The sequence below is a fragment of the Streptomyces sp. NBC_01224 genome (genome assembly GCF_036002945.1).
Lineage (GTDB): Bacteria > Actinomycetota > Actinomycetes > Streptomycetales > Streptomycetaceae > Streptomyces.
On record NZ_CP108529.1, the window covers coordinates 5,960,688 to 5,973,445 of the forward strand.

Here is a 12,758-nt window from a genome sequence, read left to right on the forward strand (position 1 = left end):
GCAGCACGGATGTAACCGCCCCGGGACCGTCTCCTACGGTGAAGCCATGCGCCCTCGCACCGTGTGGCAGGCCCTGCCGACCCCCCGCTTTCTGCTGACGTCCTGGCCCTGGAGGTCGGCCGGTTACCTGATCAGCGGTGCCCTGGCCGGCGCGGTCGTCCTGGTGGTGATCGTGATCGGCGTGGCCGTGGGCGGTGCGCTCTCCCTCGCACTGATCGGACTGCCGCTGCTCGCCCTCCTCGCTCTGGCCGGGATTCCGGTCGCGGCCCTGGAGCGGCGCAGGCTCCGCCTCATGGACCGCACCCCGGCCCCCGACCCGCACCGCCGGCCGGAGGAACCGGGGCTGTGGAGCTGGATGACGTGCCGGTTCCGGGAACGGGCGACCTGGCGGGAACTCGGGTACGTGCTGCTGCTGGCCGTGGTCCTGTGGCCACTCGACGCCCTCGCGGTGGGCGTCTGCACGATCGCCCCACTGGCGGTGGTGAGCACTCCCGTGGTGATGGAGGTGTACGGGGACGGCGCGGAGGCCCGGGTCGTGAAGCTGTGGACGGTCACGACGTGGCCCGAAGCCTTCGCGACCGCGGCGGGCGGACTTGTACTGCTGATGCTCGGCTGCTACTTCCTGGGCCTGTTGGCCGGAGCAAGGTCGGAGCTGACCCGCTTCCTGCTCACATGCCGATCAGCCGAGCCGGACGCCCGAGTCATGGAACTCGCCCGTTCCCGGGTCCGGTTGGTCGACGCCTTCGAGGCGGAACGCCGCCGTATCGAACGCGATCTGCACGACGGGGCCCAACAGCGCATTGTCGCGCTCACCATGATGCTCGGGCTGGCCCGTCTGGACGCCCCGCCCGGCCCCCTGGCCGACCAACTGACCAGGGCCCACGAGGAGGCCGGCAAGGCACTCGCGGAGCTGCGCGAGCTGATCCACGGCATCCATCCCAAGGTCCTCGCCGACTACGGCCTACAGGCCGCGGTCGCCGACGCCGCCGACCGTTCCGTGATCCCCGTCGACCTGGACCTCGAACTGCCCGGCAGATTCCCCGAAGCCGTCGAGGCAGCCGCGTACTTCGTGGTCTGCGAGGCACTGGCCAATGTCGCCAGACACAGCGGCGCGCACCGCGTCGCAGTCAGCGGCGGCCACGCCGGAGGCCGGATGTTCCTGGAGATCCACGACGACGGACGGGGCGGTGCGAGCGCATCCGGCGGCAGCGGACTGACCGGCCTGGCCGACCGGGTGTCCGTACTGGATGGCAGACTTTCCCTGTCCAGTCCGGCCGGGGGCCCGACCCGATTGCGTGTGGAGATTCCTTGCGAGTGGACCGATCGCTCCGCGTAGTTCTGGCCGAGGACAGCGTGCTGCTGCGCGAGGGCCTCATCGGCCTGCTCACCCGCTTCGGCCACGAGGTGGTCGCGGCCGTCGGCGACGCGGAGGCGCTCACGGAGGCGGTGGCCGAGCACGGCCCGGACATCGTCGTGACCGACGTCCGGATGCCGCCCGGCTTCCAGGACGAGGGCCTGCACGCGGCGGTCAGGCTCCGCGAGAAGCAGCCCGCCCTCCCGGTACTGGTCCTGAGCCAGTACGTGCAACGTACGTACGCCGCGGACCTCCTCGACTCCGGGGACGGCTCGGGCGTCGGCTATCTGCTCAAGGACCGGGTCGGCCAGATCGAGGAGTTCACCGACGCCCTGCAGGAGGTCGCCGACGGCGGCACGGTCGTCGACCCGGAGGTCGTACGCCAACTCCTGCGCCGCCGCCGCGATCCACTGGAGCGCCTCACCGCCAGGGAACGCGAAGTGCTCGCCCTGGTGGCCCAGGGCAGGTCGAACGGTGCGATCGCCCGCGACCTGGTGGTCTCCGAGGCCGCGGTGGGCAAGCACATCGGCAACATCCTCGCCAAGCTGGACCTCCCACCGGCCGACGAGACGCACCGCAGGGTGCTGGCCGTACTGACCTTCCTGCGCGCGTAACCCGGCGGATTTGCCACGACGTTCCGTGGCAGGATGCGGCAACCGCGCCGAGGAGCGCGCCGGAAGACACGGCAGCCCGGGTCCGCTTGGCCTGTGGGCCGACTAGAGCGGTGTGGCCGCGTGCAGGAGCAGGGCCAATGTGACCGCCGAATTCGCTGAGAACATCGCGGACAGGGCGGCGCCCGTGGTGGCAGCCCACAGCGCCAGGCCGACCATGGTGAAGGCGGGCGGCCAGGTGCGCGCCGCGGGCGGTGGACCGAGCAGGGCCGAGACCCGGCGGGGAAGAGGGCCGGATGCGGCGAGGGCCGCGAGCGTCGCCGGGAAGGTGCTGCGCGAGACGAGAGCGGCCTTGCCGATCGCGCGAGCGACGGTTTTGCGGCTGCCGACGGCTTGGGCGGCCTCCTCGTCCGCCCACCGCTCGGCCGAGTAAGTCACCGCCGTTTGCAGGGGCCACAGGAACGGGTTGGCGCAGGCCGCCAGTTGAACGGTCAGGAGGTGGCGGTGATGCCGGGCGGCGAGATGGCTGCGCTCGTGGGCGAACAGGGCCCGGCGCTCCCGTGAGGTGAGGCAGGCAAGCATGCCGGTGGACACCACGATCCGATCGCGCGGCCCGCCGGGCAGTGCGTAGGCGTACGGTTCGTCGTCGGGAAGCACCGCCACGCCTGTGCGGGGCAGGCCCGAAAGCGCGTTGTGGGCGCGCCACCGTACCCAGCGGTGGCGGAACAGGGCCCGGCCGCAGCTCATGACGACCGCGATCAGCGCGGGAATCGCTGCCTTTCCGGCGATCTCATGCCGGGGCACGCTCTCGCGCACCTCAGGATCCGACCAGCCGTCCGGCAGCGGGTTTCCGGGCAGTTGCGCGGTGCCGACCACCATCAGCAGCGCCAGGCACAGCGTGCTGCACACGGCCATGACACCGGACACGCCGGTCAGCAGTCTGGTGGCAGTGCGTGGATGCAGGTGTTTCTCGGCCAAACGCGCGATCGGCCACGCAGTCAACGGCAGCACCAGCGGCAGGAAGACGAAGATTCCCACGAGACGTCAGTCCTCCGACCCGTCGTCCGCCTGGTCCAGCAGTTCGCGCAGCAGTTGCCCGTCATCGGCCGGCAGTGCGGTGATGAAACTGGCCAGCACAGCCCTCCGATCGCGCTCACCGTCCAGCACCTTGTGCATCTTGAACGCGGCGAGCCCCGCCTCGTCAGCGGCGGGCAACCACACGAACGACCGGCCCTCCCGCCTGCGGGTGACTGCGTTCTTGCCCAGCAGCCGGGCCAGGACCGTCATCACGGTCGTGTACGCGAGGTCGGCGTCCAGGTGCTCCTGCACCCAGCCCGCGGTGGCCGGCCCCTCAGCAGTGTGCAGCGTCGCGAGGACCTGCGTCTCCAGCTCGCCCTGTGCTCGGCGCTGACCACGCAGAGGAGATTCCGCCACCCTCGCTCTCCCCCCTGCCTGATCCCGCTTCGCCCTGGTGCATTCGTGAACCTCACATCGTATAGACCCGTGCCCACAGCCCGGTTCCAGCGATCACGGCACGTGCGGCCGCGGTTCGTCAACCACTGCGGTCCGGCTCCATGCTCGTCGAGTGCCGCAAGAGCCGGAGACCGGTCGGCCGCCGGGGGCCGACCGGGGAGTGGCCACGGTGGTGTGGGTGAGGTCGCCGTCGAACATCTCCCGCACGCGGGTGGCCGGTACCGGTCGACGTCCGGCGTACAGGGCGGTCGGCAAGTGGGGCCTCCGGCTCAGCAAGGGCCCGGTGTATGACATACCGTCATATGTGCTTCCTTTTCGGCTCCTTGTGCGGGTAAGCCGGCGGGTGGCGCAAATTGGCGGCGCCTGTCCGCGCCGCCCCCTCGGTAACTTCTACAGTGTTGTAGATTTCAGTTCGGGTCCGTCTCCCGGATCCGAGGCGACCGCGTGCGTGGAGGGATGAGTCATGGGTGTTTCCCTGGCCAAGGGCGGCAATGTGTCGCTGAGCAAGGAGGCGCCGGGCCTGACCGCGGTGCTGGTCGGCCTGGGCTGGGATGTGCGGACCACGGCCGGTGCCGACTTCGACCTGGACGCGTCCGCGCTGCTGCTCAACGAGTCGGGCAAGGTCCTCTCCGACCAGCACTTCGCCTTCTACAACAACCTCACCAGCCCGGACGGTTCGGTGGAGCACACCGGCGACAACCTCACCGGCGAAGGCGAGGGCGACGACGAGTCCGTCAAGGTGAACCTCACCGGCGTGCCCGCCGACGTCGCCAGGATCGTCTTCCCGGTCTCCATTCATGACGCCGAGGCGCGCGGGCAGAGCTTCGGGCAGGTACGCAACGCGTTCATCCGTGTGGTCAACCAGGCCGGCGGTGCCGAACTCGCCCGCTACGACCTGTCCGAGGATGCCTCGACCGAGACCGCGATGGTCTTCGGCGAGCTGTACCGGAACGGCGCCGAGTGGAAGTTCCGTGCCGTCGGTCAGGGGTACGCGTCGGGTCTGGCCGGGATCGCCGCAGACTTCGGCGTCAATGTCTGACAGGGCTCCGCGCAGACGATCAGGGTGAGGGGACGCGTCCTTGGCCCTCACCCGTCCGTACGCAGGGACGAATGTCCGGGCGGTGTCCATCGGGTCTGCCAGGGATGGCGTGACCGGTGCGTCGGAGGACCGCGCGGACTTCGAGGCGGTACTGCGCCTCGCGCTCGGCCTCCGCTCCGGGCTGTTCGACGACCTCACCTTCAGGCCCTCGCCGCGGCCAGGCGTTCGCGGAGGTCGAGAACGCCTTCTGCCGACTGGTCGACGACGCCAACGGCACCGAACTGGCCCGCTACACCCTCAGTGGCGGTGGTGCCCACACGGCGCAGATCACGGCCAAGTTCGACCGGAACGGCGGCTTCTGGCAGGTGCGGGCAATCGGCGAGCCCGCCGCCGGCCGGACGTTCGAAGACCTGCTGCCCGCCATCAGCGCACATCTGTAGCCAGGCCGGCGGGGGCTGGGAAGCCGTAGCCGCTCAGTCCCGGGAGTTGCCGAACAGGAGGCGGTATCCGATGAGCAGGACAAGGGAGCCGCCGATTGCCGCACCCCAGGTGGTCAGGTCGAAGAACTGCTTCTCCACCGGGCGGTCCAAGAACCGGGCGGAGATCCAGCCGCCCACGAAGGCGCCCGCGATACCGATGAGTGTCGTACCGATGAAGCCGCCCGGATCGCGGCCGGGAAGCAGGATCTTGGCGATCGCTCCCGCGAGAAGCCCGAGGATGATCCAGCTGATAATGCCCATATCGTCGTCTCCTTGCCGGGCCGCGTTCGGAAACGTCTCCCGCTCGACCGGCCGTTGTGTGTTGCTCGGTTGCGCAAACTACAGCTACTCCGAGGACGCGGGGCGGGGCGCCTGTGGTTGCGCGTTCCCCGGGCGCGAGATCCGTACAGAAGACACTTACTTTAAATATTGCGCAACTATGGAACTGAAGGGGTCCGGGCCGCGTTGAGCAGGACGAGCGCGGAACGCCGGAGCAACTGCGGAGGAAGTTCATGGGTGTGCCCCTGACCAAGGGTGGAAACGTCTCATTGAGCAGTCGGGCCCCCGGCCTGACTGCCGTGACGGTGGGGCTGGGATGGCAGGTGGGAGCCGGCTGTGATCTGGACGCCAGTGCGCTGCTGTGCGACCAGGCCGGGAAGGTCCTGTCCGACCAGCACTTCGTCTTCTTCAACAACCTGAGCAGCCCGGACGGCTCGGTCCGTCATTCCGGAAGCGGAAACGCCGGCACGGGAGGGGACGACGAACAGGTCCATGTCGACCTCGCCAGGGTTCCGGCCGACGTCGTGAAGATCGTCTTTCCGGTGTCCATCTACGAGGGTGTGCCCCGCGGCCAGAACTTCGGGCAGGTGCGCGGCGCCCACATTCGCGTGGCCGATCAGGAGGGCGGCGCCGAGCTCGCGCGCTACGACCTGGTGGCCGGGAGCCTGTCGACGGAGACCGCGATGGTTTTCGGCGAGCTGTACCGGCACGGTGCGGAGTGGAAGTTCCGCGCCGTAGGGCAGGGCTATGCCTCCGGGCTCGCGGGCATCGCCGCCGACTACGGCGTCGATGTCCTGCGTGAGACGCCGGGCCGGAAGCCCACCACTCCGGCGCCGGACGCCGCGGACGGCAGAGGCACCAGTACGTATGCGCCGACCGCGCCTTCGGTACGGACACCGACCGTCGTCGTGCCGCAGCCGCCGATGGTCGCCCAACCACCACAACCGACAGGGAGTTCTCCCATGACCTGCTTCTTCGACCCCAGCCACGGTCCCGGCATGGCGCCAGTGACATGGTCTCCTCAGTGGGGTGTGCCCCGGCAGATCCAGGCGTGCGGCGGCTGCGCCCAGCGGGTGCAAACCGCCCCTCCGCCGTACTACACCCCGCCCCAGCCGGGATATCCGCAGCCCGGCTACCCGCAGCAGCAGGGGTACCCGCAGCAGGGCTATCCGTCCCAGCACGCAGACCACCAGGACCAGAACGGTGGCCGCAGATTCGGTACGGGTGCGCTCATCGGCGCCGGTGCGGCCGGTCTGGTCGGTGGTGCGCTGCTCAACGAGGCGTTCAGTGACGACGAGCCGGAAGTGGTCGTGAACAACTACTACGAGGAGGACTGACCGGCTCATCCTGCTGCCCGCCCGGACGTCCTCGTTGGACAGCCGGGCGGATGCGCGAGCACCGGGTGGTGATCTGGGCGGGCACGGACGCCGGGTGCCGGACACCTAGACTGGGCCGAGGCACAGGGCGGTGATCACGACGGGACGGGAGAGGGCTGTGGCGGCAGACGTTGGCGGCTCCGAGGATCCGCCCGCCGGGGTGCTGGCCGAGGCAGCCGCTGCGTTCGGGTTGCTGGCGTCGTCGGCGCGGCTGCACATCATGTGGGCCCTGGCGCAGGGTGAGAGCGATGTCACCCACCTCGCGGAACGGGTGGGTGGGGCCCTGCCCGCGGTCAGCCAGCACCTGACAAAACTGAGACTCGCCGGTCTCGTACGCTCCCGCCGCGATGGCCGACGCCAGGTCTACTACGTCGACGACCCCGACATCGTGACCGTGGTCCGGCTGATGGTCGGCCAGCTGGCCGCACGTGCCGAGGGAGCATCGGCGCAGGCGGGCCGAGTGCGCGAGACCGGTGCCTGAGACCTCCGCGACGGCGGGAACGGGCCCGGAGATGTCCGGGCCCGCAGTCGCGTCGGCGGCGGGTAACGGCACCGTCGGCGGCGAAGCCATACGCGAACGGACGGCGCCGACCACGCTTGAGGTGCTGCGGCGGCTGGACAGCGGGCCGCGCGGGCTGATGGAAGTACAGGCCGAGGAGCGTCTGACCCGGTTCGGCGAGAACACTCTGCCCACCCGGCGGCCGGATTCCTGGCTCGGGCGTTTTCTGCGCAGTCTGCGGGATCCGTTCACCGCCGTGCTGCTGTGCCTCGCCCTGGTCTCGGCGCTCGTGGCCTCCTGGGGCACCGCGGGCGTGATCATGGTGCTGGTCGTGGTCAGTTGCGTGCTGCGCTCGTCCGGCGAGCACCGGGCGGAGGGGGCGATGACGACGCTGCGCGCGTTGGTCGCGACCACGGCGACCGTGCTGCGGCGCGCCGACGAGGACGCACCGTCCGTGGCCCGGGAGATCCCGGTCGACCAACTGGTGCCGGGAGACGTGATCCGCCTCGGCCCGGGCGACCTGGTCCCGGCCGACATACGGCTCCTGCGGGCCGGCGGGCTGAGCCTCTACCAGGCGGCGCTGACCGGGGAGTCGGCACCGGTCGCCAAGTACCCCGTCGACGCGCCGCCCCCGGTCGCGGGCGGGATCTTCGAGCAGCCGCAGCTGTGCTTCCAGGGCAGCAGCGTCGCCGCAGGCAGCGGCACCGCGGTGGTCCTGGCGACCGGGCCGCGCACGCGTCTGGCCGACAGGTACGAGGAGCGTGGGCACCGCGAGGCGAACGCCTTCGACCAGTCCGTGCACGGCATCTCCTGGATCCTCATCCGGTTCATGCTGCTCACGCCGCCGCTGGTGCTGATGGCCAACGCGGCGCTGCGCGACCGGGGCCTGGAGACCCTGCCGTTCGCCGTTGCGGTGGCGGTCGGCCTGACCCCGGAGATGCTGCCGGTCATCGTCACCACCTGCCTGGCCCGCGGCGCGTCACTCCTCGCCCGCTCGCACGGGGTGATCGTGAAGCGGCTGCCCGCGCTGCACGACCTCGGTGCCGTCGACGTGCTGTGCCTGGACAAGACCGGCACGCTCACCCTGGACCGGCCGGTCGTGGACCGCGCACTCGACGCCGAGGGCAAGGACACACCCGAGGCACTGCACTGGGCCTCCGTGAACGCCTGGTGGACCCTTCAGCTCGCCGACCTGCCCACGCCGGACGCCTTCGACGAGGCGATCCTGGAGGCGGCCGGCGTGGACGCGGCGGAGCGGTACGACGGCACAGCGGCCATCCCCTTCGACCCGGTACGCCGCCTGGCCACCGCCGTCGTACGCACCCCCGGGCGTCTCGGCACCCACATCCTGGTGGTCAAGGGCGCGGTCGAATCCGTACTGGAACGCTGCGTGCTGGAGGACCGCGAGCGCGAGCGCCTGCTCGCGCTCGCGGCCGAACAGGCGGACAGCGGTCTGCGAGTGCTGGCGGTCGCCACCGCCGAACGCCACGCCCGCACCCGCGACTACACCCCGGCCGACGAACGAGGCCTGACCTTCCGGGGTTTCGTCACCCTGCGGGACGCGCTCGTACCGACCGCGGCCGACGCCCTCAAGGCACTCGCCGACCGAGGCGTCACCGTCAAGGTCCTCACCGGTGACCACCCCGGTACGGCGGCCCGTGTCTGCCGCGACCTGGGCCTCGCCCCCGGAGACGTACGGATCGCCGGCGACATCGATACTCTCGCCGATACCGAACTCACCGAACTCGCCCGCCGTACCACCGTCTTCGCCCGCTGCACACCACAGCACAAGGCCCGGATCACCACCGCCCTGCGCGCTGGCGGACACACCACTGGATTCCTCGGCGACGGCGTCAACGACCTGCCCGCACTGCACGCCGCCGACGTAGGCATCTGTCCGCGCGACGCCGTGAACGTGACCCGGGAAAGCGCGGACGTGGTGCTGGCCGACAAGGACCTCACCGCGATCGACCACGCCATCACCGCAGGCCGGTACTCCAGCGGCAACATCGCCACGTACCTGCACACCACGCTCTCCTCCAACCTCGGCAACGTCATCGCGATGCTTGCCGCGGGACTCCTCCTGCCCTTCCTGCCGATGCTCCCCACACAGGTCCTGGTGCAGAACCTGTGCTTCGACGCCGCCCAGCTCGCCTACGCCTACGACCGTCCCGCACGCAATGCGCTGCGGCGGCCCACGGTTCTGCGCCCGCGGGACCTCCTGCGCTTCATCACCGGCTTCGGCGTCCTCAACGCGACCGCCGACCTGGCGACCTTCGGTGTGCTCGCGCTGGCCCTGCACGGGCCAGGGACGGGAGACGACGAGGCGGTGTTCCACTCCGGCTGGTTCACCGAGAACCTGCTCACCCAGGCTCTGGTGATGCTGCTCCTGCGCCTGGGCCGGCGCGGTGCCGAAGTCCGGACGTCGGGACCGGTCGGCCGGGCCGCGGCCGTGCTCGCCGCTGCCGGACTTCTTCTGCCCCTGTCCCCGCTCGCCCCGCTGCTCGGCATGGCGCCGCTGCCGGGCCTCTACTACCCGTTGCTTGCTGTCGTTCTCGCGCTCTACGCAGCCGCACTGAGGGTGGCCAGGGCACGCTACGAACGACAGTGAGCAGCTCCATCGGCGAGGTGCCATCGTATGAACGCGCTGCCCCGAAGACGAGCACGCCGAAGACAAGACGGTCAGCCGTACAGGGGCCTGCGCTGTGTCCGCGCTGGTCGGAACGGCAGGTTCAGCTTCTGCCTGCATGCCGCTCGCTCAGCGGAAGGCGGGCAGAGGCCGCGGTCCCGCATAGCGCCGGCGGCTGCATCGACCGGGGTGTCGGAGCGGCCGATGTGGCCCTTGTCGGCGCCCAGCGCGCTGTTGCCGCCGATGCGCGCGTCCGACCCGCCGGTCGCCATGTGCGCGCCCTCATCCGTCTGCCTCATACGGAGGGGACGACCGGCCCCACCGCAAGGTTGTACAGTTGCGCAATGTAGCAAGCATTGCAGATGGTGCGGCGCACTCGGCACCCACCTCTGTCCGGTGAAGGGAATGGGGTGGGCGGGATGCTCCGCAACGGACTGGAACCCTGGCACTTGCTGATCGTCGCGATCGTGGTCATCGTGCTGTTCGGTTCGAAGAAACTGCCGGAGGCCGCCCGGTCCCTGGGCAAGTCGATGCGCATCCTCAAGAGCGAGGCCAAAGCCATGAAGCAGGACGGCGCCGCGGAGACCTCCGCCGCCCCTGCCGATGACACCTCGGCGCAGGAAGCGCCGCGCATCATCCGGGCGGCACCGGGAGATGCCGCGTCGAGCCGTCCCGTCACGGAGAGTGACACTTCCCGCTGAGCCGTGCGCGCCGCGCCCATCAGGGGCCGGCCCCGTCGAAGCCGTAGCGCAGCGGCTCACTCTTCGCCACGGCATCCAAGTACGACCGCAACCGCGTGCTGGTCCGCACGGCGCCCTCGTCATCGGGGCCGTGCACGCGTGCGATGCACTCATCGCCCGTGGCCCGCGAACTGGCCCGCCCCGTAGCGGAGCTGACCGAGCAGGACACCGTCGGTCACGCCGTTGAGCAGCTGCGTCCGGCCGTTGATCGTCGTCCACGGTGCCAACGACTTCTCCCGGTTCCGTTCCCGAGCGCGGCCCCGGACTGTTGGCAGGCGTGCGTCCATGCCCTCCACGCCGGGTACGGGCTTGGCGATCGGCGCCAAAACCCCATGCCGGACGAGCATCAACTCGGCGGCTTCCCGGAGCAGATGGCGCGTTGCGCTCCCACTGCCCCGGAGCGGGGCCGGCTTCAGGGACGCGGAGATCGCTCGGCACCGTCGACGACGGTGCCGGACACCACACTGCCTCCCGAAGTCGTCGGCGTCCCGGAGTCCTGCTCCTTGAGAGCCTTGGCCTCGCTCTTGAAGATCCGGGCCGCCTTGCCCGCCGAACGCGTCAGCTCGGGCAGCTTCTTGATCCCCAGGACCACGATGACGACGACGAGGATCACGGCCAGCTCGCTCAAGCCGAACATCAGGTCTGCTCTCTCCCGGGGCGGGCGGGGCCGATACGGCGTACCGGGCACCCGCCACAATCTACAGTGCTGTAGAAGTCTCTCCTGGAGCGTGATCGCTCAACAAGCCCGCCTTCCAGCCCGGTTGGCCAAAAAGGGCGCACGGCGCGAAGGAGCGGAGACAGCATGATGTCGGACCACCACGGCCACGGGGCAGGGGTCGCCGTCCGGCCGACTCGGCAGGAACTGGCCGGCCTCTGCCGCACCATCACCGAGGCCCGATGGTTCGCCCTCACGGTCTTCGGCGTCATTGTGGCCAACGCGGCGTTGCTGGGCCTGGAGACATACTCCGGCCTGGTCGCCGACGGACAGCGCTGGCTGCGGCTCGCCGAGCACACCTGCCTTGCCGCTTTCACCGCCGAGATAATCCTGCGCCTGGCCGCACACGCCGACCGCCCCCGCGACTTCTTCCGCGACCCGTGGAACCTCTTCGATCTCGCCGTGGTCCTGTGCGCCTTCCTGCCCGTCGTGCGGGAGAACACCACCGTACTAAGGCTGCTGCGGCTGGCCCGCGTCCTGCGCACCGCCCGCTTCCTGCCGCAGCTGCGCGTCGTACTGGTCGCGATCGCCCGCAGCCTGCCCGGCGCCCTGAGCTTCCTGCTCGTCGGCGCCCTGCTGTTGTATGTCTATGCCATGGTGGGCTGGGTCTTCTTCTCCCGCCACGACCCCGAGCATTACGGCTCCATCGGCCGCGCCGTGCTCACCCTTTTCCTCCTGATGACCCTGGACGGCATCGGCGACGCGGTCCAGGCCGGCCTGGAGATCTCGCGCTGGAGCCTGCTCTACTACGCCTCCTACGTCCTGCTCGCCTCCTTCGTCCTCGTCAATGTCCTCATCGGCGTCGTCATCACCTCTCTCGACGAGGCCCGCGAGCTGGAGAAGGAGCCACAGCTGCCGGGATCACCCGCTCGGTCGGCACCCGAGGACGCGCAACCGCTGCTCGAACGCATCACGGCGGCCCGCCGCGCTCTGGACGAACTCGAACGTGACCTTGTCCAGGCCGCGACGCCGCGGGCCCGGGAAGCCGGACGCATGGTCCCGACCCCGGGCGAGCACCCGTGATCCCTCCCCGCAGCCGCCGCTCCTGCGGTCCATGGGCGGCGATGTCGTCCCCGCCATGAGCACCCAGCAGCTTCCTTCTCCGGCCCTGCCGTAGAGAGACCACACCCAAAACTTCGGGAAGTTTGCGGGAAGAACAGCCGCCGGAAGCCGTGTGAAACCGCCCCCAGCCGGACTGCCGCCCGCCCCACCAGCGCTTCCGTCAAGGCTTACGCCGCCACTACGCTGCGCTCGCTAACGTGCCTCTGATCAGCGAAAAGGCCCTCCTGGTCAGAGGGCCTCGGGGTTGTGCGGGCAAAGTGCCCCCGGCAGGACTCGAACCTGCGGCCAAGCGCTTAGAAGGCGCCTGCTCTATCCACTGAGCTACGGGGGCCGGTGGCCTCGGCGGCCTGAAGCCCTGGGGCCGGGCCGGTCGACGACCCGCCGGGACAAGGATAGGGCTCCGATCGCCTAGACCCGGTTGCTTCACCTGCGTGGCACGATGTGGAGGTTCGGTGAAGCGAACCGATAATCGCAGGTGGGTGGGATTCCCGCATCGCTTTTG

General features: G+C 70.0%; 13 protein-coding genes, 1 tRNA gene and 2 pseudogenes. 9 read left to right on the forward strand and 7 right to left on the reverse strand.

The window, feature by feature from the left end; translation table 11 throughout:
- Window positions 1-46 precede the first annotated feature (46 nt).
- Window positions 47-1,336, forward strand: coding sequence for a sensor histidine kinase (locus tag OG609_RS26815; RefSeq protein WP_327275162.1), 1,290 nt, complete (start codon window positions 47-49; stop codon window positions 1,334-1,336).
- Window positions 1,309-1,968 carry a response regulator transcription factor gene (locus tag OG609_RS26820; RefSeq protein WP_327275163.1) on the forward strand — a complete coding sequence of 220 codons (660 nt, stop codon included), beginning with the start codon at window positions 1,309-1,311 and terminating at the stop codon, window positions 1,966-1,968. The genes OG609_RS26815 and OG609_RS26820 overlap by 28 nt, the downstream gene beginning before the upstream one ends.
- 102 nt (window positions 1,969-2,070) lie before the next feature.
- Here the strand turns inward: OG609_RS26820 and OG609_RS26825 are convergent, their stop codons facing one another.
- Both OG609_RS26825 and OG609_RS26830 read right to left on the reverse strand, forming a co-directional pair.
- Window positions 2,071-3,003 (reverse strand): M56 family metallopeptidase, encoded by a 933-nt coding sequence (locus tag OG609_RS26825; protein WP_327275164.1) that lies wholly within the window; start codon window positions 3,001-3,003, stop codon window positions 2,071-2,073.
- A gap of 6 nt (window positions 3,004-3,009) precedes the next feature.
- On the reverse strand, window positions 3,010-3,399 hold the full coding sequence (locus OG609_RS26830; protein WP_327275165.1) for a BlaI/MecI/CopY family transcriptional regulator: 390 nt from the start codon (window positions 3,397-3,399) through the stop codon (window positions 3,010-3,012).
- A gap of 502 nt (window positions 3,400-3,901) precedes the next feature.
- Between OG609_RS26830 and OG609_RS26835 the strand changes: the two genes are divergently transcribed.
- Together OG609_RS26835 and OG609_RS26840 are read left to right on the forward strand one after the other, a co-directional pair.
- The gene (locus OG609_RS26835) at window positions 3,902-4,477 is read left to right on the forward strand and encodes a TerD family protein (RefSeq protein WP_327275166.1); all 576 of its coding nucleotides are present in this window, start codon (window positions 3,902-3,904) and stop codon (window positions 4,475-4,477) included.
- Window positions 4,478-4,692: 215 nt separating this feature from the next.
- Window positions 4,693-4,917: pseudogene (locus OG609_RS26840) on the forward strand (TerD family protein); the annotation flags it as partial.
- A 33-nt stretch (window positions 4,918-4,950) separates the two neighbouring features.
- On the opposite strand, the gene OG609_RS26845 reads toward OG609_RS26840, so the two are convergent.
- Entirely contained in the window at window positions 4,951-5,217 is a 267-nt protein-coding gene (locus OG609_RS26845) for a GlsB/YeaQ/YmgE family stress response membrane protein (RefSeq protein ID WP_327275167.1), read from the reverse strand.
- Between the two features lie 251 nt (window positions 5,218-5,468).
- On the opposite strand from OG609_RS26845, the pseudogene OG609_RS26850 reads away from it, so the two are divergent.
- The 3 genes and pseudogenes from OG609_RS26850 to mgtA all read left to right on the forward strand — a co-directional run.
- A pseudogene (locus OG609_RS26850) lies at window positions 5,469-6,029 on the forward strand (TerD family protein); the annotation flags it as partial.
- A 700-nt stretch (window positions 6,030-6,729) separates the two neighbouring features.
- Complete coding sequence (locus tag OG609_RS26855; RefSeq protein ID WP_327275168.1) at window positions 6,730-7,092, forward strand: ArsR/SmtB family transcription factor; 363 nt, start codon at window positions 6,730-6,732, stop codon at window positions 7,090-7,092.
- 31 nt (window positions 7,093-7,123) lie between these two features.
- Window positions 7,124-9,721, forward strand: coding sequence for a magnesium-translocating P-type ATPase (gene mgtA / locus OG609_RS26860; protein ID WP_327275169.1), 2,598 nt, complete (start codon window positions 7,124-7,126; stop codon window positions 9,719-9,721).
- Between the two features lie 71 nt (window positions 9,722-9,792).
- Here mgtA and OG609_RS26865 read toward each other — a convergent pair whose 3' ends face one another.
- Window positions 9,793-10,038, reverse strand: a complete 246-nt coding sequence (locus OG609_RS26865; protein ID WP_327275170.1) for a hypothetical protein — start codon at window positions 10,036-10,038, stop codon at window positions 9,793-9,795.
- Between the two features lie 120 nt (window positions 10,039-10,158).
- Between OG609_RS26865 and tatA the strand changes: the two genes are divergently transcribed.
- The gene (gene tatA / locus OG609_RS26870) at window positions 10,159-10,440 is read left to right on the forward strand and encodes a Sec-independent protein translocase subunit TatA (RefSeq protein ID WP_327275171.1); all 282 of its coding nucleotides are present in this window, start codon (window positions 10,159-10,161) and stop codon (window positions 10,438-10,440) included.
- 149 nt (window positions 10,441-10,589) lie between these two features.
- Here tatA and OG609_RS26875 read toward each other — a convergent pair whose 3' ends face one another.
- Window positions 10,590-10,766 (reverse strand): hypothetical protein, encoded by a 177-nt coding sequence (locus OG609_RS26875; RefSeq protein ID WP_327275172.1) that lies wholly within the window; start codon window positions 10,764-10,766, stop codon window positions 10,590-10,592.
- Window positions 10,767-10,891: 125 nt separating this feature from the next.
- Entirely contained in the window at window positions 10,892-11,116 is a 225-nt protein-coding gene (locus OG609_RS26880) for a twin-arginine translocase TatA/TatE family subunit (RefSeq protein WP_327275173.1), read from the reverse strand.
- Window positions 11,117-11,284: 168 nt separating this feature from the next.
- Here OG609_RS26880 and OG609_RS26885 point away from each other — a divergent pair, with 168 nt between their 5' ends.
- Complete coding sequence (locus OG609_RS26885; RefSeq protein WP_327278198.1) at window positions 11,285-12,217, forward strand: ion transporter; 933 nt, start codon at window positions 11,285-11,287, stop codon at window positions 12,215-12,217.
- Between the two features lie 297 nt (window positions 12,218-12,514).
- On the opposite strand, the gene OG609_RS26890 is transcribed toward OG609_RS26885, so the two are convergent.
- Window positions 12,515-12,587 (reverse strand) — tRNA-Arg (locus OG609_RS26890).
- Window positions 12,588-12,758 lie beyond the last annotated feature (171 nt).